A 24,362-nucleotide genomic window follows, 5' to 3' on the forward strand; every position below is an offset into this window, starting at 1 on the left:
CGTCGTGACTCCTTGGTGTCAGCGGTGACTGGCGCGGTTGCGGAGGCGGGAGGCGGCGAGCAGCACCAGCAGGGTGGTCGCCATCAGGACGACGGCCAGGGCCGAGCCGGTGAACAGCGAGCCCCGGTCGGTGGCCGTGAAGATCAGGACGGGCAGCGGCATCCAGTCCGGCGGGTAGAGCATCATCGTGGCGCTCAGCTCTCCCATGGACAGGGCGAAGCAGAGCCCGGCCGCCGCGTTCAGGGACGGCAGCAGCAGTGGGAGCTTCACCCGCCAGAGGGTGTACGCGGGCCGGGCGCCGAGGCCGGCGGCGACCTGTTCGTACACCGGGTCCAGGCGCAGCAGGGCCGCCGAGACGGACTGGTACGCGAAGGCGGTGACCAGGACGGTGTGCGCGAGGATCACGATCCAGCGGGTGCCGTTGAGCAGGAACGGCGGCTGGGAGAAGGCCACCAGGACGGCGAGGCCGACGACCACCGACGGCACGGCGACCGGCAGCACGAACAGCGCGTCGAGGGCGCGCCGTCCCCGCCTGCCGAGGGACGCGGCGGCGAGGGCGGCCCAGGTGCCGATCACCAGGGCCAGCAGGCTCGCGGTGACGGCCGTGACCAGGCTGGTGACGAGCGCCTGGAGGGACTCGCCGCGCACGGCGGCGGTGTAGTGCCCGGTGGTCGGGCCCGAGGGGAGGGCGCCGGACCAGTGCGAGGAGAACGACGCGGCGAGGACCACGAGCAGGGGGACCGCGAAGAGCGGGACGAAGAGGAGGGCGAAGAGGGCCCAGGCGGCCCACCTGCCCCTAGCGCTGTGCACCAGCACGACGGCTCACCACCCGGTACAGGGCGTACAGCCCCACGGAGATCACGATGTTGACGACGGCGACCACGCAGGCGGCGGCGTAGTCGGATTCGAGGATCGCCTTGCCGTGGACGAGCATCGGCAGGGTCGTGACGCCCTTGGCGCCGGTGAACAGCACGATGCCGAACTCGTTGAGGCACATGACGAGGACGAGGCTGCCGCCCGCCGCGAGCGCGGGCAGCGCCTCGGGCAGGATCACCTGCCGCACGATCCGCGCCGGGCGGGCGCCCAGCGAGGACGCCGCCTCCAGCTGGGCGGTGTCGATCTGGGAGAACGCGCCGAGCAGCGGGCGCATCACGAACGGGGTGAAGTAGGTGATCTCGGCGAGCAGGACGCCCCAGGGCGTGGTCAGGAACCGGAACGGGCCCTCGGCGTCCCCGGTGAGGTCCGTCCACGCCCCGTTGGCCATGCCGACCGTGCCGTAGACGAACAGCAGGGCGAGCGTGACGAGGAAGGACGGGAAGGACAGGAAGACGTCGACGAACCGGGCCACCGCCCTGCTGCCGGGGAAGGGCACAAAGGCGACGATCAGCGCCAGCGCGAAGCCCAGGACCAGGCACCCGGCGGTGGCGCCCACCGCCAGGCCCACGGTGGTGCCGAGCGCGTCCCGGAACGCCTCCGAGGCGAAGACGTCCGCGTACGCGCCGGGCGCGAGCGACTCGCGGACCACCAGCGCCAGCGGGTAGAGGAACGCCACCGCGAGGACCGCGACGGGCGGCAGCGCCCACACCCAGCGGGGTGTCCCGCGCCGGGCGGCGGGGGCGGCCGGGCGCGCCGCGCGGAGGGTGGCCGCGTCAGCCATGGGCGGCCACCTCCGCCCGTACCCCGGCCTCCGGCCCCGCCCCGGCGGGCAGCAGCACCGCGTCGTCGGGGGCGAAGTGCAGCACCACCTCGGCGCCCGGGGGCGGCGGGTCGCGCAGCTCGCGGACGTCGGCCATCAGCCGGTGGCCGGCCACGTCCACGTACAGCCGGTGCGTGGCGCCCCGCCACTGGACCTCGGCGAGCGTGCCGCGCAGCGCGTTGGGGCCGTCGCCCAGCCCGACGAGGTGGGGGCGGACGCACAGGGTGGCCGCCGCGCCCCGGGCGGCGGATCCGCCGGCCGGGACCTTCAGCTCCCGGCCCGCGAAGGTGACGGTGTCCGTTCCCGCGGTGACCGGCAGGAGGTTGGCGTTGCCGACGAACGACGCGGTGAACTCCGTGCGGGGGCGGCGGTACAGCTCCTCGGGGGTGCCGCAGTCGCGCAGCCGGGCGCGGTCCATGACGGCGATCCGGTCGGCGAGCGTGAGGGCCTCGACCTGGTCGTGGGTGACGTACAGGACGGAGACGTCGGGCAGTTCGCGGTGCAGCCGGGCCAGTTCGGCGAGCATCCCGGAGCGCAGCTGGGCGTCGAGCGCCGACAGCGGTTCGTCCAGCAGCAGTACGCCGGGCCGCACGGCGAGGGCGCGCGCGATGGCGACGCGCTGCTGCTGGCCGCCGGACAGCTCGCGCGGGTAGCGGCGGGCGTAGCCGGCCATGTCGGTCAGCTCCAGCGCCTCGGCGACCCGGCCGGGTATCTCGCTCCTGGGCGCCTTCTGGGCGCGCGGTCCGAAGGCGACGTTGTCCTCGACCCGCATGTGCGGGAAGAGCGCGTAGCTCTGGACGACCATGCCGATGCCGCGCCGGTACGGCGGGAGGCCGGTGACGTCCCGGCCGCCGATGAACACCCGCCCGGACGCCGGGCGGACGAAGCCGGCGACGGCGCGCAGCGCGGTGGTCTTGCCGGAGCCGGACGGGCCGAGCAGCGCCATGACCTCCCCGGGTTCGACCGTCAGGTCGAGCGAGTCGAGGACGACGGTGCCGCCGTACGCGACGGACACCCCGTCGAAGCGGATGCCGCTGGTCATGCGTCCACCCGGGCGAGCAGGCCGGGGAGTTCGGCGACCGAGCCGAGGACGTGCGTGGCGCCCGCCTCCCGCAGCGCGTCCGCGCCGTGCGCCCCGGTGAGCACCCCGGCGACGACGCGCGCCCCGGCGCGGACGCCGCTGAGCATGTCGTACGTGGTGTCGCCGGCGACCGCGACGTCCTGGACGGCGTCCGCGGCGCCGGTGCGGAGCAGGGCGGCGAGGACCATGTCGGGGTGGGGCCGTCCGCGTCCGCCGTCGGTGTCGGCGGGGCACAGGGTGAGGGCGACGAGGTCGCGCCAGCCGAGGGCGTCGAGGATGGCGTCCTGGGTGACGCGGGCGAAGCCGGTGGTGAGGACCACCGTGCGGCCCTGCGCGGCGAGTTCGGCGATGGCGTCGGCGGCGCCGGGGACCGGGGCGATCCGGCCGCCGGCGACGAGCTTCCCGTACGCCTCCTCGAAGGCGCTGTTGGCCCGCCGGGCGCGGGTCTCGTCGCCGAAGAGGTGGCGGAAGACGGAGATCTTGGACTCGCCCATGGTGGCGCGGACATGGGCGAGCATCCGCTCGTCCGGCTCGGTGTCCAGGGCGCGGGCGGCGGCGGCGAAGGCCTCCTCGACGAGGCCGCCGTCGGCGACGGTCGTGCCGGCCATGTCGAGGACGACGAGGTTCAGAGGGGACACGGTGATCACCAGTTCAGTTCGTTCGCGGTGGTTTCGGCGATGGCGGGCGAGCAGGTCATGCCGCGTCCGCCGGGGCCCGTGACCAGCCAGGCGCCTTCGCGCACCTGCTGGCGGTGGACGACGCGGGTGGTGTCGGTGCACTGCGCGTACACCCCGGCCCAGCGGCGGCGGACGGGCGGCAGGGGGCGGCCGAGGAGGGCCTCGACCACGCGGGTCAGGTGCTCGTAGGGGTCTTCGAGGGTGTCGAAGGCGAAGGGGTGCTCGTACTCGTGGGTGTCGCCGATGGTCAGGCCGCCGTCGAGGCGCTGCACCATCAGCAGCTGCATCCGGTGCGCGGCGGCCACCGGTTCCTGCGGCTGGCCGGACTCCAGGGCGCCGGAGCCGTACGCCGGGTAGTAGCGGAAGCTGTCGGCGTCGGCGACGGAGGTGGTCAGGGCCTCGCCGAGCGGGCCGGTCTGCATCATCTGGAGGCGTACGCGGCGGACCGGGATGTCGCCGGCGACCTCGCGGACCAGTCCGCCGAGCCAGGCGCCGGTGCACAGGACGACGGCGTCGCCGGTGTGCGTCTCGCCGTGGTCGTCGCGCACACCGCGCTCGCCCACCAGGTCGCGGACCTCGCGGCCGGGCAGGAAGGTGTACCGCCCGGAGGCGAGGAGCGCCGCGCGCAGGGCGAGCTGGGCGGTGCGCGGTTCGACGGCCGCGTCCCGCTCGCACCACAGGGCGGCGCGGAAGTCGCCGCGCAGGGCGGGGTTCAGGGCGCGGGCCCGGTCCGCGGAGACCAGCTCGAAGCCGCGGGCGGCGGCGTCGGGCCGGGCGGCGGCGGCCTCGGCGACGGCCAGCTCCAGGTCGGTGCGGACCGGGGTGAGCGAGCCGATGGGCCGGAAGCCCAGGCCGGGGACGCGGGCGCCGATGCCCTCCCACAACTCCCGGGCGCGCAGGGCGGTCTCCAGCTCCTCGCCGCCGGCCCGGCCGCTCACCCAGATCTGTCCGAAGTTGCGGAGGGAGGCACCCCGGGCCTCGGTCTCGCGCTCGATGTGTACGACCTCGTGGCCGCGTTCCACTGCGTGCCAGGCGTGCATGGTGCCCACCACGCCGGCTCCTACGACGATGACTCTCACGCCGGAAACGGTCGTGGCGGAGTGTGGCGCGGCCGGGACGGACCGGCGACGGGGAGGTGAACGGCCCCTCAAGCTTGGACCAGACCCGTTATCTTCCCGTGATTTATCACTGCGGTCCGAGGCGGGTGGTGAAGCTGAAGCGGTCGCCCCGGTAGAGCGTGCGCACCCGCTCCAGCGGCCGGCCCTCCGTGTCCCGCGAGACGCGGTGGAGCAGCAGCATCGGCAGCGCGGGCGGGGTGCCGACGAGCAGCGCCTCGCGCGGGGTGGCGAGGACGGTCTCGATGCGCTCGTCGGCGTCGCCGAAGCCGATGCCGACGCGCTCGCGGAGGTAGGCGTAGAACGACGAGTCGGGGTCGAAGTCGCTGTCCAGGCGCGGCACCCGGGCCTCGGTGACATAGGTGCTCTCCAGGCCGACGCGCTCGTCGTCGGCGAGCAGCACCCGCTCCATGTGCCAGACCGGCTCGCCGGGCCGGGCGCCGAGGTCGGCGGCGAGCGCGGCGGTGCAGGGGAAGCGGTCCAGGCCGATGAGGGTACGGCCGGGGCGGCGGCCCTGGCGCCGTACGCCCTCGGTGTAACTGGCCAGCGACAGCGGCTGCTCCAGCTTCGGCCCGGCGACCACCGTGGTACGGCCCTGCCGGCGCAGCCGCCCCTCCAGCAGCAGTTCGCGCAGGGCCTGGCGCACGGTCTCGCGGGAGACGGCGCAGCGCACGGCGAGGTCGCGCTCGGTGGGCAGCGCACGCCCCTCGCCCAGCTCCTCCATCAGCGCCGCGACATGCGCCTTGACGGTGTAGTACTTGGGCACGCGGCCGTGCTCCGGGATGCCGGAGCGCACGGGGGCGCCGGGGGTCTGGCCGTTGGGGTAATCGACAGGGTCCACGGGCCGGATGGTCGCAGACGCGGGTGAACGGCCGGGTGAACAGCGGGTGTCGGCCGCGGGCCCCGGGGTGGGGGGTGCCGGGGTGGGGCGGCGGCGGTGCCCTGGTGGGGGTGGGCGCGGGTCGGGCGCCCGGTTGGGGGCTTCCGGGGTGGGGCGGGTGCGGTCGGGTCGGGTGCGACGGTCGCGGGGCGGGCGCGGGCGCCCGGGTGGGGGCTCGGGTCGCCGGGTCAGCCGCGGCGGTTGCGGATGCGGGCGGCGAGGGCCAGCGTTCCGGCGCCGAGCAGGAAGGCGGTGGCGGCCGCGGCCGCCACCAGCAGGACGTTGCGGCCGGTACGGGGCAGCTCCTCGGCGAACTCGCTGGCCGGCTCCTCGTCGGCGAGGGTGAAGCGGTAGCCGGCCGACTCGCCCACCCAGTCGCCGTCGCCGCCGCGCCGCTGGACGACGGCGGCGTTGGCGGTGATGGTGTCGGGCCGGGCGTCGGAGGTGAAGGCGAGCCGCACCGGGACGGTGACCGTTGCGCCCGGCGGTACGGCGAACCCCCGGAAGGAGCCGCCCGCGGCGGAGGGCGGGTCGTCGAGGACGCCGACCAGCTCGCTCTCGTCGGTCCGCTCGACGGTGACGGGGTGGGTCCGGCGGGCGCCGCCGTCGCCCCCCTCGTGGAACTCCAGCTGCACCTGGGCGGGCTTCAGCGCCCGCGCCCGGTCGGTGAAGACGATCACGGGGTGGATGTTGGCGCAGGGCTCGGCGGTGGTGTTGGTCAGCTCCACCCGCCAGGTCCGGAAGCCGCCGCCCGGCCGGTAGGTGGCGGGGCCGCCGGTGATGCGGGTGCGCAGCGGGAACGCGGCGGCGGAGGGGCTGCCGCAGGTGGGCTGCCGGCCGGGCGCGGCGACCTCGAAGGCGGTGCCGTCGGCGGCGGGGGCGTGGGGCGCGGCGGCCCGCGTGGCGGGGTGCGCTCCGGCCGGGGGCGCCGCGGCGAGCGCGAGGACGGCGACGCAGACGGGGGCGCCCAGAACGGTGGCGGTGCGCGGTCGCATGGGCAACCCTTCGGCGGCGGACGCGGACGGTCGTACGCCGGGAACGTTCCACGCACCGGCCGCCGCCGCACCGCTCGTACACCGTAGGAGACCCCGGGTGCGTCCGATCGGCGCAGTACGGGCGGACCGGACGCGCCGGTCGTGCGCGGGCGCGCGGGTACCGAACCGGTGCGCGCCAGGCACCGCACCGCACCGGGCCGCGCCAGGCACCGCACCGCGCCAGGCACCCCACCGCACCAGAAGGCGCCGCCTCCGCTCAGCGGCCGAACACCGGGGCCAGGACCAGCTGTGCGGCGCCCTCGGCGACCGGGTGCTCCGAGCCCTCCGCGAGGGCGACCGGCACCGGGGCGTCGCCGCCGCGCCGGGCGCGCTCCTCCAGCACGGCGCGCACGCCCCGGACGAACCGCTCCGCCGCGCCCGTCACCACCCGGCCGCCCAGCAGGACGCGGTCGATGTCGAGGAGCGTGACCAGGTTGGCCGCCCCGGTGCCCAGCACCCGGGCCGCCCCGTCGAGGTCGCCGCGCGCGACGGCGGCCAGGCACAGCGCCTCCAGGCAGCCGCGCCCGCCGCACCCGCACGGCGGGCCGTCCAGCTGGACGGTCTGGTGGCCGAACTCCCCCGCGCCGGTCCGCGCGCCCCGGTACACACCGCCGCCGAGGACGAGGCCCGCGCCCAGCCCCGTACCGAGGTGGAGGTACGCGAAGGAGTCGGCGCCCGCCCCACTGAGAGCCAGGTTCAGCGCGGCGGCGTTGGTGTCCTTGTCGAGCACCACGGGCAGCCCCAGCCGCCGCGCGAGCGCGTCGCGCAGCGGGAAGCCGTCCCACTCGGGGAAGCCGGTCACCCGGTGCGGGACGCCCGCCGCGTGGTCGAGGGGCCCGGGCATGGCGACGCCCACGCCGAGCAGCGGCCGGGTGGTGAGCGCGGCGACCTCGCCGGCCACCACCTCCATCACCACCTCGGCGCCCGAGCCCAGGTCCAGCGGGACGACGCCCGACGCCACGACGGCGCCCGCGAGGTCGACCAGAACGGCCGTCAGCTCGTCCCGGTCGAGGTGGAGCCCGACGGCGTGGGCGGCGCCGGGGACGAGCCGCAGCACGGTGCGCGGCTTGCCGCCCGTGGAGGCGCGGCGCCCCGCGTCGGCGGCGAGCCCCTCGTCCCGCAGCCGGGCAGTGATCTTGCTGACCGCCTGCGGGGTGAGCCCGGTGCGCTCGGCCAGTTCCAGCCGGCTGGCGCCCTCCTCGCCGGCCGTGCGCAGCAGGTCGAGGACGAGGGCGGCGTTGTGGCTGCGGAGGGCCGGCAGGTTCACACCCGTGTCGCTGTTCACCGCCCCATTGTGGCGCCCGCTTGCACTTTGGCAACAGCGTTGCTTAAGTGGCGGGCATGACTGGACGACCGCTGCGCGTCGGACTCGTCGGCTACGGCCTGGCGGGCTCCGTCTTCCACGCCCCGCTGATCGCCGCGACCGAGGGCCTGGCCCTGGACACGGTCGTCACGTCCAAAGCCGAACGGCAGCGGCAGGCCCGCGACGAGCACCCGGGCGTCCGGGTCGCCTCCTCCGCCGAGGAGCTGTGGGGGCGCGCCGACGAGCTGGACCTGGTGGTGATCGCGTCCCCCAACAAGACGCACGTCCCGCTCGCCACCGCCGCCCTGAAGGCCGGCCTCCCGGTCGTGGTGGACAAGCCGGTGGCCGGCACGGCGGCCGAGGCACGCGGGCTCGCGGCGCTCGCCGAGGAGCGGGGCCTGCTGCTGTCGGTCTTCCAGAACCGCCGCTGGGACAGCGACTTCCTCACCCTGCGCGGCCTGCTGGAGCGGGGCGAACTGGGCACCGTGCAGCGCTTCGAGTCCCGCTTCGAGCGGTGGCGCCCGCGCCCCAAGGGCGGCTGGCGCGAGTCGGGGGCGCCGGAGGAGTTCGGCGGCCTGCTGTACGACCTGGGCAGCCATGTCGTGGACCAGGCCCTGGTGCTGTTCGGCCCGGTGACCCGGGTGTACGCCGAGGCGGACGTGCGCCGGGCGGGCGCCGAGGCGGACGACGACACGTTCCTCGCGCTCACCCATGCGAGCGGGGTCCGCTCCCACCTGTACGTCAGCGCCACCACCGCCCAGCTCGGCCCCCGGTTCCGGGTGCTGGGCTCCGAGGCCGGGTTCGTGACGTACGGCCTCGACCCGCAGGAGGCGGCGCTGCGCGAGGGCCGGCGCCCCGGGCCCGGGTGGGGCGCCGAGCCGGAGTCCGCCTGGGGCCGCATCGGGGCGGGCGAGTCGCCGGTGACGGGCGGCGGGGCGCCGGTCCCGTCCCTGCCGGGCGACTACCCGGCCTACTACGCGGCGGTCGCCCGCGCGCTGCGCGACGGTACGCCGCCGCCGGTCACCGCCCGGGAGGCGGCCGACGCGCTGGACGTGCTGGAGGCGGCGCGCCGGTCGGCCCGCGACGGCGTGGCGGTGGCGCTGTGACCGCCGGGCCCGGTGTGGCGGAGCTGGAGGAGCAGCAGGCCCGCCTGGTCCTCCCCCGCTTCACGCACGAGGACGCCTGGGCGCTGGGCACCCTGCTGACGGACCTCGCCCGCGAGCGGCGCGCCCCGCTGGCGATCGACATCCGGCGCGGCGCCCAGCAGGTGTTCCACGCCGCGCTGCCCGGTTCGAGCGCGGACAACGACGACTGGATCGACCGCAAGCGGCGGGTGGTCGAGCGGTACGCGGAGAGCTCGCTGCTGGTGGGCGCCCGCTTCCGGGCGAAGGGCAAGTCGTTCGACGCGGACTCCCGGCTGGACCCGGCCGTGTACGCCGCGCACGGCGGTTCCTTCCCGGTCACGGTGGCCGGCGCGGGCGTGATCGGCTCGGTCACGGTGTCGGGCCTGCCCCAGCTGGAGGACCACGCCCTGGTGGTGGAGGCGCTGGAGCGCTTCCTCGCCTCCGGCTGACCCCGGGGGCCTCCCGGAGGCCCCCGGAACCCCGTCAGCACCGGGCCCATGAGCCGGCGGGCCGCCCCTTCCCCCGGGGGGCGGCCCGCCTTCCTTCTCCCGTACGGCCGCAGGACAGCCCCGGGTCGCCGTCAGGCGTCCTTCAGCTCCTGCCTCTGCCGCCCGAGGCCCTCGACCTCCAGCTCCACGACGTCCCCGGCCCGCAGGTAGGGCTTGGGCTCGGCCTGGCCCATGGCCACGCCCGCCGGCGTACCGGTGTTGATGACATCGCCCGGGTACAGCGTCATGAACCGGCTGACGTACCGGACGACCTCCCCGACCGGGAAGATCTGGTCGGAGGTGGAGCCGTTCTGCTTCAGCTCGCCGTTGACCCAGAGTTTCAGCGACAGCGCCTGCGGGTCGGGCACCTCGTCGGCGGTGACGAGCCACGGGCCGAGCGGGTTGAAGGTTTCGCAGTTCTTGCCCTTGTCCCAGGTGCCGCCCCGCTCGATCTGGAACTCGCGCTCGGAGACGTCGTGCGCCACCGCGTACCCGGCGACGTGCGCCAGTGCCTCCTCGGCGGACTCCAGGTAGCGGGCGGTGCGCCCGATGACCACCGCGAGCTCGACCTCCCAGTCGGTCTTGCGGCTGCCGCGCGGTACGAGCACGGTGTCGTCCGGCCCCACGACGGTGTCGGCGGCCTTCAGGAAGACGACCGGCTCGGCGGGGGTCGCCTGGCCCGTCTCGGCGGCGTGGTCGTGGTAGTTCAGCCCGATGCACACCACCTTGCCGATGCGCGCCAGCGGCGGGCCGATCCTCAGCCCCGCCAGGTCCAGCGCGGGCAGCACCCCGGCGCCCGCCGCGGCCCGGACCCGGTCGAGCGCGGACGCGTCGGAGAGCAGGGCCCCGTCGATGTCCGTGACGATCGCGGACAGGTCCCGCAGGGTCCCGTCCCGGTCGAGCAGCGCGGGGCGCTCGGCCCCCGCCGTACCGACGCGCAGCAGCTTCATGGTCTTCTCCCTGTGGTCGAGGTAGGCCCCGGCCGATGGAGTGCGGCCATCGGAGGATTGGTCGATCCTCCAAGACAACCGTTCACCCCGCAAGACCCCGTTCACACAGTGGACGGCGCGGGCGACGGCGCGTCCGGTTCCGCCCCCACCCGCGCCCCCGGCTGAGGCTCCGGCTTCTGCTTCGGCTCGCGGTACAGCCAGGCCCGCTCGGCCGCGGTCCAGAGGGTGCTGGTCACGACGTACAGCGCGGCGGCGAGCGGCACCACGGCGACGGTGATGAGCGTGGCGAACGACAGCAGCGGCATCACCTTGCCGACCCCGGCGCCCAGGCCGCCGGCCATGCCCTCGCCCAGCTCCGCCATCTGCCCCCGGGTGCGGCGATAGGTGTACGTGGCGACGGCGGCGACGATCACGAACAGCGTCACGTACACCAGCCCGGCCGGGCCCAGCGGGCCGCCGTCGCCGAGGGCGTCCGCCCACCGCCCGCCGAGCGGCGCCGCGAGCAGCGAGTGCCCGGCCAGGCGCCCGCCGGAGAACAGGTGGTACATCAGCAGGAAGGCGGGCGCCTGGAGCAGGCTGGGCAGGCAGCCGGCGAGCGGCGACACCTTCTCCCGGGCGTGCAGCTCCAGCACGGCCCGCTGGAGGCGCTCGGGGTTCTTGGCGTGCTTCTTCCGCAGCTCGGCGACGCGCGGCGCGAGCCGGGTGCGGGCCTTCTGTCCCCGGGCCGCCGCGCGGGACAGCGGGTGCACGGCGAGCCGGACGAGCAGGGTGAAGACGACGATGGCGGCGGCGGTGGCCGAGCCGTGGAAGACGGGCTGGAGCAGCCCGGCGAGCTGCTCGACGAGCGAGGCGAAAACGGACATGGGTGAGCCCTCCGAGGGGTCTCGTCGTACCGGATCGGGACATCGGCAGGACGGAACCGCGCGAAGGGAGGACCGGGTGGTACGCGCCCTTACGCGGCCGTCACGACGGGACGGCCGGGCGCACGGGGCCGCCGGCGCCCGGAGGCGTCGGGGTCGCGCTGGGGCAGAAAGGCGGTGCGCTGCTCGCGGTCGCGGATGGCCGTGCGCACCCGGGTCGGGGCGGCGGCGGGGACACCGCGCGCGGTGAGGACCGCGCAGGCGAGGAGCGTGGAGCCGGCCGCGGCGAGGGCCACGACGGCGGAGAGGGCGCCGCCCTCGGCGTACGACCCTCCGGAGAACTCGGAAACCGAGAAGAGGAAGAGCAGGACGCCGAGCAGACCGCAGCGTGCCATCGCCCGTGCGACAGGACCGCTCATGTCCACCCCCCTCTCGCTTCCTCGGTACTCCCCACTCCCCCACGACTGTACTCGGAGACCCGCGTGACATGGGCCACACCCTCCGGTCCGGGCACCACCCGCGACCGCTTCCGGGGCGCCCCGCCGGGAGCCGCCGCACAGCAGTACGGTGTCCCCCATGCGCCCCGACACGCCTGCCGATCACATCACCGAAGCCGAGCGTCTGCTGCGCACCGCGGCGCAGTACCCCGAGGACCGCGAACCGCTGCTCCTGCGGGCGGCCGCCCACCTGGAGCTGGCCGGCGCACGCGACCGCGCGACGACGCTGTACGACGAGCTCCTGGCCGCGACACCGCCGCCGGAGAGCCCCTTCCTGGTCAAGGCCCTGAAGGCGGCCAACCTCTGGGAGTACGGCCACGAGGCCGAGGCCCGCGTCATCATCGACGGCATCCGGTCGGTGACGCCGTCCGACGCGGCGGCCTGGGCGATCGTCGCCGAGACGCTGGAGGCCCACGACGAACTGGAGGCCGCGGAGGAGACCTTCAGCGCGGCGGTCACCGCGCTCGTCGCGTCCCCCGACGACGAGGTCCCGTACCCGGCGCAGTCGCTCCTCATGGGCCGCCACCGGGTGCGCCGGCTGCTGGCGGTGCGGCACGACGACTGGGACGTCCTGGCGGACCGGCTGCACACCGGCGCGGTCGCGCTGGACGAGCTGCACGACCCCAAGCGCCTGTGGTCGCTCGGCTCGTCCGACCCGGCCGAGCTGGAGGCAGAGATCACCCGGCTGCGCAGCGAGCTCGGCTCGTACCGCACGGCCCTCTCCCGCCCCTTCCCGGTGGCGGTGCTGCTGTGGCCGGCCGACGAGCTGGCGGAGCTGCTGGCCGCCTATCCGGAGCTGGAGGCGGAGTACCCGACGCACGAGGCCCACCTCACGGACCTGGAGGCGTCACTGCGCGAGGCCGCCGCGGCCGGCACCCCGAACCTGGGCGTGGTGCGGGGGACGGTCCCGTCCTACGAGGCGTTCGCCGCCTCGGAGTCCACCACACCCGCCAACGCGGCGCTCCTCCCCCAGTACGCCACCACCCTCGCCGCCCGCGGCCGGGCCACCCCCTGGCCCCCGTCCCGCACGGCCCCCTGCTGGTGCGGCTCGGGCACGGCGTACGCGAACTGCCACGGCACACCGGAGATCTGACGGGCTGCCAGCTGGACCGTTCACCCTCCCTCCACCTGGCGCATGCATTATTTTCACTCTCAACCACTGCCCGCGCCGGTGCCCGAGGGAGACGTGTGCCCGTGAGCAACACCTACCCACCGCAGTCCGCCGCCCGCCCCCTGTACCGCATGAAGCGGGTCTGGGCGGGCGGCCTGCTGCTCCTGATGATCGGTACGGGCTGCGGGGCGGTGAGCGCCGAGGACGGCGCCCGCCCCGCCACCAAGGCCGCCCCGGCCCCGACGGTCACGGTCACCGCCACGGCGGCCCCGGCCCCGGCGGTCACGGTCACCGCGACGGCCACGGCCACCGTCACGGCCACGGCAACGGCCACGACCCGCGTCACGGTCGCCCCGGCCCCGGCCCCGCCCGCGGACACCTCCACGGACACGTCCACCGAGTCGGACGCCGGCGGCGACACCTACTACGCCAACTGCGCCGCCGCCCGAGCCGCCGGCGCCGCCCCCGTCCACCGCGGCGACCCCGGCTACGCCCGCCACCTGGACCGCGACAACGACGGCGTGGGCTGCGACAACGGCTGACGCCCCGGGCGCCCCGCCACTGCTGCACAATGACAAGGTGCCCGATGCCATCCCGTCCTCCTCCTCCGTGTCGGCCAGGATGAGCCGCCAGCTCTCCCGCGACACGGCCCCGGAGGTGGCCGTGCGCAAGCTCCTGCACGCCTCGGGACTGCGCTACCGCGTCAACGTGCCCGTACCGGGAATGCGCCGCCGCACCATCGACATCGCCTTCGGCGGCGCCAGGATCGCCGTGTTCCTCGACGGCTGCTTCTGGCACGGCTGCCCGCAGCACGCGACCCACCCCAAGGCGAACGCGGAATGGTGGCGCGCCAAGCTCACCAAGAACATGGCCCGCGACCAGGAAACCACCGAGCACCTACGGGCGCTGGGGTGGACGGTCATGCGTTTCTGGGAGCACGAGGACCCCGTCGCGATCGCCCAGGCCGTGGCCCGGGCCCGCAGGACGGCGGCCGACGCCCCGAGAGCTCCCAAGAGGCGACCCTGACCGGTTCCGACCGCGAGCCGCGTGCGAAAGCACGGTGATCAACTCGTCAGTCCGCTCGTGGTGGACGGCGGCAGGAGCCTGGACGAGGAGACCCTGGAGGTCGCCATGTCGGCCCCTCCTCCTCACCTGCCACACGCCGAGCCACGGGACGACCTCAGCCGAGGCAGCGGTGCACGGCCTCCCGTACATTCTCAGGTGCCGGGGCGGCGGTGGGCTCGTCGGCCCAGTGGGGCTGCGCCGCGGCGAGTTTGGCCGCGAGCTCCGAGGCGAGTGAGCGCGCTTCGGCCTCCGAAGGGGCCGCCGCCACACGGCGGCCCCAGCGGACGGTGTCCACGACCGCCGACTTCACCGCCTCGTGTGCCAAGTAGTAGTCCAGATCCGCCCGGAGGCCGCGGCGGCAGTCCCGGGGAGCCGCCCGACGCCACGCCTCGATGATCGCGACGCGGTCGGAGGGGGTGTAGGACATCTTGTGGACGTGGTCGGCGAGGTCGTAGACCGGGTCGCCCCACAGGGCCAGTTCCCAGTCCAGAACGACGAGGCCCCCGCGGCGGGCGAGGATCATGTTCTTGCGGTGGACGTCCGCGTGCAGGAGACGGAAGGGGCGGCCCGTCAGCGCGGCCGCTCGGGCGCGCAGCCGGACACACGGATCGTCGGGGACGCCGAGCGCCGCGTACAGCTCGGCGAACGCGGGGTCCGCACGATGCCGGATCTGGTGGACGAGGTCCAGCAGGCGCAGGGCGAAGCCGGCGGTGTCACCGTCCGGCGGCCAGTCGGCCGGTACGGGGGGAACGGCGTCGGACGGGATGCCGAGGAGCCTGCCGAAGAAGCTCCCGATGGCGTCGAGCAGTGACTCGGGCAGGGGCTTGCCGTCGGGGTGGACTTCGTCGACACGGCGCCCTTCGACGAACTCATGGACCTGGAAGGCGGGTTCGGACTCCGTGTGCAGCAGTCGCGGGGCCGAGGGCACGTACGGGGCGATGGCACCCAGCACGTCGGCCTCCGGCCACAGCGTGAGATCCATGGCCTCGGCGGCATCCGCGCGCATCCGGACGAGAACCGGACCGCTGTCGGCCTCCACGCGGACATTGCGGTTGTAGTGACCCGATTGGGCCCCCTCACGCGCGCGTGCCTCCTCGTACAGGGCGACAGGGTCCACGGTCTACCTCTCGATCCAGGGGGCGAGGGCTTCGGCGACCCGTTGGGGGGTCATGTCGGGGGGTGCACCCCAGATCGGGCGGGCGGCGTTCAGCTTCTTGGCCAGTCGGCCGATCAGGAAGGAGCGTTCGGGCGGAGCGGCGCCGACGAGCTGCTTGCTGTAGCGGATCGTGTCGACGATCGCCGACTTGATCCGCTCATGGGCGGTGTACAGATCGAGGTCCGACCGCGGTCCGGCGGTGGAGCGGTCGGGAAGACGCTCCTGCCAGAGGCGCAGCACCTCGTCGCGCTGGCCCTCCGGGTAGTCCATCTTGTGGAAGTGGATCGCGATCTCGTACATCGGGTCGCCCCACAGGGCCAGCTCCCAGTCGAGGAACCAGGTGGCGCCGTCGGAGACGATCATGTTCTTGCGGTGGAGGTCGGCATGCAGGACCGCGAAGGGTCGCGACTCGAGCCCCGCCCACAGCGGGTCGACCACGGCCAGCGGCGCGGTCGGGACACCGAATGCCGCGAAGACGTCGCCGTACGCGTCGAGGTGCTCGGCGTGGATGCGCCGGGTGAAGTCGCCGAGCAGCCGGCCGAAGGCCGGGCTGTCACCCGGCTCCGGCCAGTCGAGAGGCAGTGGAGGCGTCTTCTCGGAAGGAATGCGGGTCAGTTGGTCCATCAGCGCGACCACATCGGCCGGTACGTGGGGCGGTACGGCGCTCCCCCGCGGGCAGAAGCCGTCCAGGACGCGCCCCTCGATGAAGTGGTGGACCTGGAACCGGGGGCGCTCCGACACATGGCGCAGCTCGGGGGCGTGGCCGACGTACGGGCCGATGCAGGCGAGCACGTCCTCCTCCCGCCAGAGCCGGACGTCCATGACGTCGGCGGCCGCCAGCGGAATGCGCACGTTCACACGTCCGTCGGGCGTGGCCACGCCGACGTTGCGGTTGTAGTAGCCGGCCGCGGCCTCGTCCGAGGCCAGAGCGCGCTCGTACAGCGTCGTCCACGTCATGGGGCCACCTCCTCGAGCAGCATCGACAGCACCTCGTCCGTCCGTCGTTCCAGGGCCTCCAGCGTGCCCAGCGGGCGCAGCAGGGGGCGGGCACGGTCGACCGCGGCCTCCAGCTCGGGGGTCAGCAGCCCCGTCCGCGCGGCCGCCGCGCCGATGGCCAGGACCAGCGAAGGGTAGACCTGGCAGGTCTCGAACTCCCGCGTCGCGTGCACCAGAAGGGCCCGCGCGGCCTCCCGCTCGCCCCTGCGCAGCAGCAGGAACGTCCGGAAGAGGTCCGCCCGCGCCCGGCCGGACCTGTAGCCGGCCCGGTCGAGTGCGGTGTTGGCGTTGCGGAAGGACACCTCGGCCCGCTCCAGTCGGCCCAGCCGGAGCTGGGCGATGGCCATGGCCGTGTACACCTTGCCGATCTCGTGCTGGGCGCCGAGGTCGCGCTGGACCTCCAGAGCCGCCCCGGCCTCGGCGACAGCCGCCTCCGGGTCGACGAAGGCCAGCAGTTCGGCCCGGTTGGTCCGGACGTTGGCGAGTCCGACGACGGCGCCCGCCGCCCGGTACTCCGCCTCGGCCGCCGCCAGCAGCTCCTCGGCCCTGGCGAAGTCCATCAGGAAGCGGTGCCCCAAGTGCATCAGGCGCTTCAGGTCGCCTCGAATGGCCCGGTCGTGCGGCGCGCAGAGTGCGTACACCTCGTCGGCCAGCGCGAAGGCGCCCGCGAAGTCGCCCTGCCACATGCGAATGTCGGCGACGCACAAGCCCGCGGAGGGGCGGGCGGGCCCGTCGTGCTCCGTCCACACCCGCGCGAAGATCCTCGCCGCATGGCTGCTCTCCCCGGCGATCCGCCGCGCGTTCGCCCCCGCGAGGGCGAGGCGGGCGGACACCACGGAGCGGACCGGCATGTCGAGGGCGGGCGTCATCTCGATGACCGTGCTCGCGTCGCCGAGTTCCAGCTTCGACTCGGCGTCCAGGCAGTCGGCGGCGTCCTTGATCCCGGGCAGCGCCTCCTCGGCCCACGGCGTACGAGGAGGGGAGGCCAGGAACTCCCTGATGTCCTTGACCATGCCGTCGGCCGCCTGCCGACCGCTCATCGACACGGCGCGGTCGGCGTGCTCCTGGATCCGGTCCGGCGCGATGTCCTCGGCGTGCAGGCCGTGGTGGACCGCCTCCCGCAGCGGTGAGGAGCGGGCGACACCGGACCCCTCCGCCCCGCTCTCCATGCGTGTGGCGAGGCCCTCCCAGTACCCGCGCACGACGGAGTGCACATGGCGTTTGACGGACGGCGAGAGGTGGTGCTGCAGGGCGCGGATCATCAATTGGTGCAGCCGGTACCAGCCCCCCGGCAGCGGGTAGGCGAAGGAGTACGCGGTCAACGACTCCCAGGTGAGCAGGTTGGTGGGGAGGTCGAAGGAGCGCCCGATCTCACGGAACATCCCCAGGTCGAACGTCCGCGCGACGCTCAGCAGCTCGAGAATGCGTACCTCGTCCGGTGCGACGTGCTGCAGGAACCTCTGGACGATCTCCTCGGCGGTGCCGGCGTCCGTCGCCGAGGCGGCCGGCGACTGGGCGTGCGTGTCGACGGCCAGGTGCAGATAGAAGGGGACCCCGGCGCTCGCCTCGGCGATCGTCCGCTGCGTGGGCATCTCCGTGATGCCCGCCTGGGCGAGCAGGTCCAGCCGGGCCGCCATGGGCAGCCCGTCGATCCGGGTCTGCCGGATGACGCTCTCCCACTCCTTGTCGTACGCCGACCAGGGCAGCGGCTCCCGGCTCGCCAGCACGGTCAACCCGCCGTGGAGCTGCCCGAGCAGGTCGCGGAGCCAGGCGTCGGAGCCGTAGCTCCGCCCTCCGGGGAGCGGGGTGGGGACCATCGCCTCGTAGGCGTCGACGAAGAGGACGTACGGCTTCTCCTCGGCGGACTGGCGCATCTCCTCCGCGAACAGGTAGGACACGGCGTGTCCCAGCTCGGCGTTCGACAGGCCGTCGAGTTCCTGGAGGGTCGGGTCGGACTCGATGCGCTGCCTGCGCCTGCGGTTGCTCATGGCTCTGCCGGTCAGGCGTACCAGGCCGGCCGCCGTCCCGAAGACCGGCAGTCCCATGGCGTCGTCGAGGATCTTCGACAGGACTTCGCTGTCCTCCGCGAACGGAGTGTTCTTGCGGTCCATCTGGAGCTGCGGATGCACGCGCTGCCACAGCACCGCGTAGGCGATGTCGAAACGGTCGAACTGGACGCCCTGTGCGCCGAACTCCATGCGCAGGACGGCCAGGGCGTCCTCCTGCTGACGCAGGGTCGGCAACTGGAGGTCGAGTCGCGCGGTTCGGCAGCTGTCGGGCGTGCGTGTGCGCAGTTCCTGGAGGAGCCGCGACTTGCCGATCCCCCCGACTCCGACGATGTTGAGGATTCTCAACCGGTCGGAGATCCGGCGTAACTCGTCGTCGTACGTGCCGAGCAGTTCCTCGCGGTTGAAGAACTGTCTCTGCAGCGCCGAAACCCGTCGATAGCGCGGCCTGATCGGCATGGCGGCTCGCTCCCCCTGTCACCCCAACGCTTCGAGGGCGAGGTTACGGGATCGGGCGCACGGCCGTCCCGTGCTCGGCAGCCGTCACTCGGTCGTGCGTCGAAGGGCGGGGCGGCCACTCGGAGGCCACGTGGCCACGGGCCGTCGTGCCGTGACGGTGACCGGGCCGGGTGGCGTGGTTCGATCGGGGCATGGCCTCACGTCTTCTCGGGTCGCCGCGGCTTCGGCCGGTGCGGTGGCTGGTGCTCGGTGTGCTGTGTTCCGCCGCCTCGGTGTGCGTGGTGACCGGGGTGTCGCTGCTCCTGCCGCGGGGCGTGCCCGACGGGGTGCTCGGGGCCCTGGTGGTCGGAGGGGCCGGCGGGCTGGGGGCGGTGGTGGTCCTGCGGGCCCGGCGCGGGCGGGGGCGCGTGCCGCGTTAGCCTCGGGCAGGACAGGAACACGCGTGCGGAAGGCAGGGAGTGGACATGGCGAGGGTTCCGGCAACGGTGGTGGCGGCGGGCGGGCTCGTCGGGGGGTACGCCGTGGCGCGGTGGACCAAGAAGCGTCCCCTCGGCGGGGTGGCCCTGGCGGCGGCCGGCGCCGTGGCCGCGCGGGAGTGGAAGGAGCGCAGCGGGGGCAAGGCGGCCGCCGCGCTGACCGCCGCGTACGTCGCGGCGTTCGCCGGGTCGCACCCGCTGGCCAAGAAGGTCGGGGCGTGGCCGGCGGTGTTCTCCGTGGCCGGGGGCATGGCCGCGGCCTCGTGGGCGGTCGGCCGCAGGAGCGGCTGAACATCCGGGTGCGCCCGTCCGTATAAGACGGCACCTCCCCACAGTGGCCGGGTGGGGGCGGCCGGCCGGGCAGGGGTCGGCCGCCCCGCCCGGCACCCACCCGGGGCGGCTCAGCCGCCCAGGGCGTGCGAGACCGTGTAGATCAGCAGGCCCGCCAGCGCGCCGACCACCGTGCCGTTGATCCGGATGAACTGCAGGTCACGGCCGATGTGCGCCTCGATCTTGCGGGACGTCTGGTCGGCGTCCCAGCTCGCCACCGTGTCGCTGATCAGCGAGGTGATCTCGGCCCGGTACGTGGTCACCACGTACACCGCCGCGTCCTCCAGCCAGCCCTCGACCTTCTCCTGGAGGCGCCGGTCGGTCGCCAGCCGGGTGCCCAGCGAGATCAGTGAGGCCCGCGCCCGCAGCCGCAGCTCGCTGCGCTCGTCCTCCGCCGCCGAGATGATCATGGCGCGTACGGAGGACCAGGCCGACGCGATGATGTCCTGCACCTCCGGCCGGGCCACCAGGTCCGACTTCAGGCGCTCCACCCTCGCCCGGGTGTCCGTGTCGCCCTGGAGGTCGGCCGAGAAGTCCGTGAGGAACCGGTCCAGCGCCCCGCGCGCCGGGTGCGCGGGCATGTCACGCATCTCGGTGACGAACCGCAGCAGCTCCCGGTACACCCGCTCGCCGACCTTCCGGTCCACGAACCTGGGCGTCCACCCCGGCGCCCCGCCCTGCACCGCGTCCATGATCGAGTCGGCGTGCAGGACGAGCCAGTCGTGCGCCCGGCCGCAGACCAGGTCGACCGCCCCGTGGTGCGCCCCGTCGGCGACGACCCGCTGGAGCGTCTTGCCCAGCCCGGGGGCGACCTCCGCCGCCTCGGCCCGCCGGGTGATGGCCTCGCCCACCACCGCCTGCACATCCGCGTCCCGCAGTACGGTCAGCGCGCCGCGCAGCGCCGTCGACAGCTCGGCCGTGACCCGGTCGGCGTGCGCGGGGTCGGCCAGCCAGGTGCCGAGGCGGCCCCCGATGCCCAGGGCGCGCAGCCGGGGGCGTACGACACCCTCGGACAGGAAGTTCTCGCCGACGAACGAGCCGAGCGCCGAGCCCAGCTGGTCCTTCTTGGTCGGGATGATCGCCGTGTGCGGGATCGGCAGCCCCATGGGCCGCCGGAACAGCGCCGTCACCGCGAACCAGTCCGCCAGCGCGCCCACCATCCCGGCCTCGGCCGCCGCCGCGACGTACCCGGGCCAGCCGGTGATCCCGGAGCTGCGCGCCCAGGTGGCCAGGACGTAGATCAGGGCCACCAGGAGCAGCAGGGCGGTCGCCGTGAGCTTCATCCGGCGGACGCCCCGCCGCTTCTCCTCGTCCGCCGCCGTGTACGAGAAGGCGGCCAGCGACGTCTTCACTTGGTTCATCCGGCTCCACCCGTCCACGCGCATGCGTACCTCAGTCCCTACCTCAGGTACTCCCCAGCCGCACGGCGAGTTCCCGCGAAGGCGGGGCCGCACTCCCGGGGCGGCGGATGTCACATGTGCCGGACGGTCACTTCCGCAGCTGCTTGCGGGCCGCCTTGCGCTCCTTGCGCCGTACGTCCACCCCGCCCATCAGCGCGAATCCGGTGACCCGCACCCTCGGCGAGCCGGGCGTCCCCTCGCCGGCGCCCCGGTCGTCGAAGCCGCCCATGAAGCCGAGGCCGGTCACCTCGACGTGCAGGTCGGGCGGCACGACCACCTGGATGCCGCCCATCAGGGCGAAGCAGCGAATGACGATCTCGCGGTCCTCGAAGTCCGCGTCGCGCAGGTCGATGTCCCCGCCGCCCTGGACGACGGCCGCCGTGAAGCTCCGCCCCACGGTCCACTTGCCGCGCCGCCCGAAGCCGCTCCAGAAGGCGAAGGCGCCCCGCGACGTGGCCGGCTTGCCGATCCGGGCCGGCCAGGACGGCGACTGCGCCCCCTCCAGCGCGCCCGCCGCCACGGGGGCGCCGGTCCCCGGCAGGTCGCGGACGAGCGGTACCAACTCCCCGTGCGTACGCGCCTTGTACGCGAGGTCGAGACGCTCCTCGAACTCCGCCATGTCGAGCCGGCCCTCGGCGACCGCGTCCCGCAGCCGCTCCGCCACCCGCTCGCGCTCCGCGTCCGAAGCCCGCATCTCCGGCAGTTCGCTCGTCATACGAACAGCCTAATGCGGGGCACCGTCAGAAGCCCGCCGATCCGTCCCCCGGCCCCGCCGGAGGCGCCCCGGCCCCCTCCCGTACGCCCCCGGAACCGTCCGCCGGCAGGGGCACCCCCTCCGCCACCGGGAGCACCCGGCCGTCCCCGCCCCCGGTACCGCCCCCGTCCCCGCCCCCGATACCGCCCGCCGCCACCGGCGTCCGGCCGCCCGACAGCATCGTGGCGATCACCGTCTCGATGTCCGGCTCCCGGACCGACAGGTCCACCAGCGGGTGCTCCGCGGCGATCCGGGCCACCAGGGGCGCCGCCGACCGGCCGGCCGGGAAGGCCAGCCACTGCCGGGGGCCCTCCACCCGCACCACCCGCGCGCCCTCCGCCTCGATCGGCGGCAGCTCCCGCTCGAAGTCCACCACCAGCGTCCGCTCGCTCTCCCCCACCTCGTGCAGCCCGGCCAGCGGCCCGTCGTACATCAGCCGGCCGTGGTCGATGACCATCACCCGGCGGCACAGCTGCTCGATGTCGGTGAGGTCGTGCGTGGTGAGGAGCACCGTGGTGCCGCGCTCGGCGTTCAGGTCCCGCAGGAAGTCCCGCACCTTCGCCTTGGACATCACGTCCAGGCCGATCGTCGGCTCGTCGAGGTACAGCACCTCCGGGTCGTGCAGCAGCGCCGCCGCGATGTCGCCGCGCATCCGCTGCCCCAGGGACAGCTGACGGACCGGCACGTCCAGCAGCGCGCCCAGGTCCAGCAGCTCGACGCACCGGTCGAGGTTCTCCCGGTAGCGGGCGTCCGGGATCCGGTACATCCGGTGGACCAGCCGGTAGGAGTCGCGCAGCGGCAGGTCCCACCACAGCGTCGTACGCTGCCCGAACACCACCCCGATCCGGCGCGCCAGCCGGGTCCGCTCGCGGGACGGGTCGATGCCCGCGACCCGCAGCCGGCCGCCGCTGGGGGTGAGGATGCCGGTCAGCATCTTGATGGTGGTGGACTTCCCGGCGCCGTTCGGCCCGATGTAGCCGACCATCTCGCCGCGCGCCACGCGGAAGCTGATCCCGTCGACCGCCCGGACCTGCCGCCGCTCCCGCCGGAAGCGGCCGGCCTTGCGGCGGACGTCGAAGACCTTCTCCATGTTGTCGAGTTCGATGAAATCGCTCATGGACGTGCTCAGCTCCCCGTGCTCCGGTACGAACGAATCCCCACGCGCCACGCCAGCCCCGCCACCACCCAGAACACCGCCGCCACCACCGGCGACCCGAACACCGCCCACTCCGGCAGACCCGCCGGTGCCTCGCGCCCCAGCACATACAGCGCGGGCACCCAGTTCACAAAGGCCAGCGGCACCACGTACACCACCCCGCGCACCAGGTCCTGCGCGAAGATCACGGGCGGGTACTGGAGGAGGGTGTTCCCGCCGTACGTGAACGCGTTGGCCACCTCCGAGCCGTCCTGCGCCCAGAACTGGAACGCGGCGCCCAGCACCATTACCGCCGAGAAGATCAGCCACCCGCCGATCACCATCACCGGCACCAGCAGCACGCGCAGGGGCGTCCAGTCCACGTCGAGCAGCACCAGCGACCAGACCAGCACGATCAGCCCCTGCACCACCCGCCCCAGCCGCCGCAGCGCGAACCGGTCCGCCGCCACCTGGGCGAGCACCGGCGCCGGGCGCACCAGCAGGGTGTCCAGCGTCCCGTCCCTGACCCGCCGGCCCAGCCGCTGCACCTGACCCAGCGCCAGGTCGGCCAGCCCGAAGGCGGTCCCGGTTGTCCCGTACAGGAAGGCGACCTCGGCGAACGAGAAGCCGCCCAGCCCCTCGACCTGGCTGAACATCAGCAGGATGACCACGAAGTCGAACCCGGTCGCCGTGAAGTTCGACAGCAGCGTCATCGCGAAGGAGAAGCGGTACGTCATCGTCGACCGCACCCACATCGCGGCGATCAGCCCGTACGCGCGCAGCCCCGCGCCCGGCTCAGCCACCCTGGACCACCACCCGCCGGGTCGCCGCCGCCTGGACCGCCCGGCCCGCCAGCAGCAGCACCAGCGCCCAGCCGCCCTGGAAGGCGTACATCCCCATCAGCTCCCACCCGTTCCACTTCTCCAGGAACACATCCGCCGGGACCTGGAGCAGCGACGCCCACGGCAGCAGTCGCGCCACCTCGCCGAGCGCCCCGGGGAAGACGGTCAGCGGCAGCAGCATCCCCGAGAAGAAGGTGCCCGACAGCCACGCCACCTGCACCACTCCCGCCCCGTCCATCAGCCAGAACGCGCTCAGCGCCACCAGGAACCAGACGGCGAAGCTCACCACCGCGCCCAGCGCCACCGACACCAGGAACGCGAGCCAGGTCCACGGCCGGCCGGGCAGCGCGAGGTCGAAGGCCAGCGCCCCTGCCGCCAGCGGCACCACGCCCCGGCCGAGCAGCTGGAAGGCCGCCCGGCCCAGGGAGACCGACAGCCACCACAGCTGGAGGTCGGCCGGGCGGTAGAGGTCGACGGCGATGTCCCCGGTCTTGATGCGCTCCATCAGCTCGTCCTCGAAGCCGCCGCCCATCAGCCCGCAGGTCGCCAGCAGCGCCTGGCCGACCCACACATAGGTGAGCGCCTCGGACATGTCGTAGCCACCCAGCCCCGGCCGCTCGTCCCAGAGGGCTATGTAGGTGTACGCCAGGATGAAACCGAACACGGTGTTGGTGAACACCCCGGCGGCGGTCGCCACCCGGTACGTCGCGTAGCGACGGAACCCGCCCGCCGCCACCGCCGCGTACAGCCGCATCTGCGCGCTCCCTCCACAGCCCCGCGAGCCCCCGGCCCGGACCCGGTGCCCGCCAAAGGCGGGGAGCCTAGTACGCCCCGATCCATGCCCGCGAGCGGTTTTCGGCTGCCGTTGCCGGGGTTGGGCGGGTGTGCCGTGCACTATGAGAGGACTGCATAAATCACCCCATATAC

The 24,362-nt window shown here is 74.3% G+C and carries 26 protein-coding genes; 7 read left to right on the forward strand and 19 right to left on the reverse strand.

All coding sequences use genetic code 11. The annotated features are described in order from the left end of the window. Positions 1 to 18: 18 nt before the first annotated feature. From ACF08D_RS10660 to ACF08D_RS10695, 8 genes are all read right to left on the reverse strand, one after another. Positions 19 to 816: an ABC transporter permease gene (locus ACF08D_RS10660; RefSeq protein ID WP_392222182.1), complete on the reverse strand. Its 798-nt coding sequence runs from the start codon at positions 814 to 816 to the stop codon at positions 19 to 21. Then, positions 797 to 1,657, reverse strand: a complete 861-nt coding sequence (locus ACF08D_RS10665; protein WP_392222183.1) for a 2-aminoethylphosphonate ABC transporter permease subunit — start codon at positions 1,655 to 1,657, stop codon at positions 797 to 799. Before ACF08D_RS10665 ends, ACF08D_RS10660 begins: the two co-directional genes overlap by 20 nt. Next, positions 1,650 to 2,738: an ABC transporter ATP-binding protein gene (locus ACF08D_RS10670; protein WP_392222184.1), complete on the reverse strand. Its 1,089-nt coding sequence runs from the start codon at positions 2,736 to 2,738 to the stop codon at positions 1,650 to 1,652. The genes ACF08D_RS10665 and ACF08D_RS10670 overlap by 8 nt, the downstream gene beginning before the upstream one ends. After that, positions 2,735 to 3,421: a phosphonatase-like hydrolase gene (locus ACF08D_RS10675; RefSeq protein WP_392222361.1), complete on the reverse strand. Its 687-nt coding sequence runs from the start codon at positions 3,419 to 3,421 to the stop codon at positions 2,735 to 2,737. The genes ACF08D_RS10670 and ACF08D_RS10675 overlap by 4 nt, the downstream gene beginning before the upstream one ends. Next, entirely contained in the window at positions 3,421 to 4,533 is a 1,113-nt protein-coding gene (locus tag ACF08D_RS10680; protein ID WP_392222185.1) for a TIGR03364 family FAD-dependent oxidoreductase, read from the reverse strand. The genes ACF08D_RS10675 and ACF08D_RS10680 overlap by 1 nt, the downstream gene beginning before the upstream one ends. 106 nt (positions 4,534 to 4,639) lie before the next feature. Continuing rightward, a complete protein-coding gene (locus ACF08D_RS10685) occupies positions 4,640 to 5,410 on the reverse strand; it encodes a GntR family transcriptional regulator (protein WP_392222186.1) in 771 nt (256 codons plus the stop codon). A gap of 227 nt (positions 5,411 to 5,637) precedes the next feature. Then, on the reverse strand, positions 5,638 to 6,444 hold the full coding sequence (locus tag ACF08D_RS10690) for a hypothetical protein (protein ID WP_392222187.1): 807 nt from the start codon (positions 6,442 to 6,444) through the stop codon (positions 5,638 to 5,640). Positions 6,445 to 6,700: 256 nt separating this feature from the next. Further along, on the reverse strand, positions 6,701 to 7,768 hold the full coding sequence (locus ACF08D_RS10695) for an ROK family protein (RefSeq protein WP_392222188.1): 1,068 nt from the start codon (positions 7,766 to 7,768) through the stop codon (positions 6,701 to 6,703). Positions 7,769 to 7,824: 56 nt separating this feature from the next. Here ACF08D_RS10695 and ACF08D_RS10700 point away from each other — a divergent pair, with 56 nt between their 5' ends. Beyond that, on the forward strand, positions 7,825 to 8,892 hold the full coding sequence (locus tag ACF08D_RS10700; protein WP_392222189.1) for a Gfo/Idh/MocA family oxidoreductase: 1,068 nt from the start codon (positions 7,825 to 7,827) through the stop codon (positions 8,890 to 8,892). Next, entirely contained in the window at positions 8,889 to 9,359 is a 471-nt protein-coding gene (locus ACF08D_RS10705; protein WP_392222190.1) for a heme-degrading domain-containing protein, read from the forward strand. Before ACF08D_RS10700 ends, ACF08D_RS10705 begins: the two co-directional genes overlap by 4 nt. A 131-nt stretch (positions 9,360 to 9,490) precedes the next feature. Here ACF08D_RS10705 and ACF08D_RS10710 read toward each other — a convergent pair whose 3' ends face one another. The 3 genes from ACF08D_RS10710 to ACF08D_RS10720 form a co-directional block, all read right to left on the reverse strand. After that, on the reverse strand, positions 9,491 to 10,348 hold the full coding sequence (locus ACF08D_RS10710) for a fumarylacetoacetate hydrolase family protein (protein ID WP_392222191.1): 858 nt from the start codon (positions 10,346 to 10,348) through the stop codon (positions 9,491 to 9,493). A gap of 101 nt (positions 10,349 to 10,449) precedes the next feature. After that, entirely contained in the window at positions 10,450 to 11,211 is a 762-nt protein-coding gene (locus ACF08D_RS10715; protein ID WP_392222192.1) for a YidC/Oxa1 family membrane protein insertase, read from the reverse strand. 89 nt (positions 11,212 to 11,300) lie between these two features. Further along, positions 11,301 to 11,627, reverse strand: a complete 327-nt coding sequence (locus ACF08D_RS10720; protein WP_392222193.1) for a DUF6412 domain-containing protein — start codon at positions 11,625 to 11,627, stop codon at positions 11,301 to 11,303. Positions 11,628 to 11,784: 157 nt separating this feature from the next. Here ACF08D_RS10720 and ACF08D_RS10725 point away from each other — a divergent pair, with 157 nt between their 5' ends. From ACF08D_RS10725 to ACF08D_RS10735, 3 genes are all read left to right on the forward strand, one after another. Next, positions 11,785 to 12,798: an SEC-C metal-binding domain-containing protein gene (locus ACF08D_RS10725; protein WP_392222194.1), complete on the forward strand. Its 1,014-nt coding sequence runs from the start codon at positions 11,785 to 11,787 to the stop codon at positions 12,796 to 12,798. A 149-nt stretch (positions 12,799 to 12,947) separates the two neighbouring features. Beyond that, positions 12,948 to 13,358: an excalibur calcium-binding domain-containing protein gene (locus ACF08D_RS10730; RefSeq protein ID WP_392222362.1), complete on the forward strand. Its 411-nt coding sequence runs from the start codon at positions 12,948 to 12,950 to the stop codon at positions 13,356 to 13,358. 79 nt (positions 13,359 to 13,437) lie between these two features. After that, a complete protein-coding gene (locus ACF08D_RS10735; protein WP_392222363.1) occupies positions 13,438 to 13,842 on the forward strand; it encodes a very short patch repair endonuclease in 405 nt (134 codons plus the stop codon). Positions 13,843 to 13,996: 154 nt separating this feature from the next. Here ACF08D_RS10735 and ACF08D_RS10740 read toward each other — a convergent pair whose 3' ends face one another. Genes ACF08D_RS10740 through ACF08D_RS10750 form a run of 3 tightly spaced genes read right to left on the reverse strand, consistent with a single transcriptional unit; the run spans position 13,997 to position 18,498 of the window. Further along, positions 13,997 to 14,998, reverse strand: coding sequence for an aminoglycoside phosphotransferase family protein (locus ACF08D_RS10740; protein WP_392222195.1), 1,002 nt, complete (start codon positions 14,996 to 14,998; stop codon positions 13,997 to 13,999). Between the two features lie 3 nt (positions 14,999 to 15,001). After that, entirely contained in the window at positions 15,002 to 15,994 is a 993-nt protein-coding gene (locus tag ACF08D_RS10745; RefSeq protein WP_392222196.1) for an aminoglycoside phosphotransferase family protein, read from the reverse strand. Next, positions 15,991 to 18,498, reverse strand: a complete 2,508-nt coding sequence (locus tag ACF08D_RS10750; RefSeq protein WP_392222197.1) for a hypothetical protein — start codon at positions 18,496 to 18,498, stop codon at positions 15,991 to 15,993. Before ACF08D_RS10750 ends, ACF08D_RS10745 begins: the two co-directional genes overlap by 4 nt. Before the next feature lie 191 nt (positions 18,499 to 18,689). Here ACF08D_RS10750 and ACF08D_RS10755 point away from each other — a divergent pair, with 191 nt between their 5' ends. After that, positions 18,690 to 18,917 carry a hypothetical protein gene (locus tag ACF08D_RS10755; protein ID WP_392222198.1) on the forward strand — a complete coding sequence of 76 codons (228 nt, stop codon included), beginning with the start codon at positions 18,690 to 18,692 and terminating at the stop codon, positions 18,915 to 18,917. Between the two features lie 45 nt (positions 18,918 to 18,962). Further along, on the forward strand, positions 18,963 to 19,265 hold the full coding sequence (locus ACF08D_RS10760) for a hypothetical protein (RefSeq protein WP_392222199.1): 303 nt from the start codon (positions 18,963 to 18,965) through the stop codon (positions 19,263 to 19,265). A 110-nt stretch (positions 19,266 to 19,375) separates the two neighbouring features. Here ACF08D_RS10760 and ACF08D_RS10765 read toward each other — a convergent pair whose 3' ends face one another. From ACF08D_RS10765 to ACF08D_RS10785, 5 genes are all read right to left on the reverse strand, one after another. Further along, entirely contained in the window at positions 19,376 to 20,689 is a 1,314-nt protein-coding gene (locus tag ACF08D_RS10765; RefSeq protein WP_392222200.1) for a DUF445 domain-containing protein, read from the reverse strand. A 103-nt stretch (positions 20,690 to 20,792) separates the two neighbouring features. Beyond that, positions 20,793 to 21,419 carry a DUF1707 domain-containing protein gene (locus ACF08D_RS10770; protein ID WP_392222201.1) on the reverse strand — a complete coding sequence of 209 codons (627 nt, stop codon included), beginning with the start codon at positions 21,417 to 21,419 and terminating at the stop codon, positions 20,793 to 20,795. A 25-nt stretch (positions 21,420 to 21,444) separates the two neighbouring features. Further along, positions 21,445 to 22,575, reverse strand: coding sequence for an ATP-binding cassette domain-containing protein (locus tag ACF08D_RS10775; protein ID WP_392222202.1), 1,131 nt, complete (start codon positions 22,573 to 22,575; stop codon positions 21,445 to 21,447). An 8-nt stretch (positions 22,576 to 22,583) separates the two neighbouring features. Next, entirely contained in the window at positions 22,584 to 23,348 is a 765-nt protein-coding gene (locus tag ACF08D_RS10780) for an ABC transporter permease (protein WP_392222364.1), read from the reverse strand. A gap of 40 nt (positions 23,349 to 23,388) precedes the next feature. Next, positions 23,389 to 24,189: an ABC transporter permease gene (locus ACF08D_RS10785; RefSeq protein WP_392222203.1), complete on the reverse strand. Its 801-nt coding sequence runs from the start codon at positions 24,187 to 24,189 to the stop codon at positions 23,389 to 23,391. Between the last annotated feature and the right edge of the window lie 173 nt (positions 24,190 to 24,362).

It is taken from the genome of Streptomyces sp. NPDC015131, assembly GCF_043079975.1.
Lineage (GTDB): Bacteria > Actinomycetota > Actinomycetes > Streptomycetales > Streptomycetaceae > Streptomyces.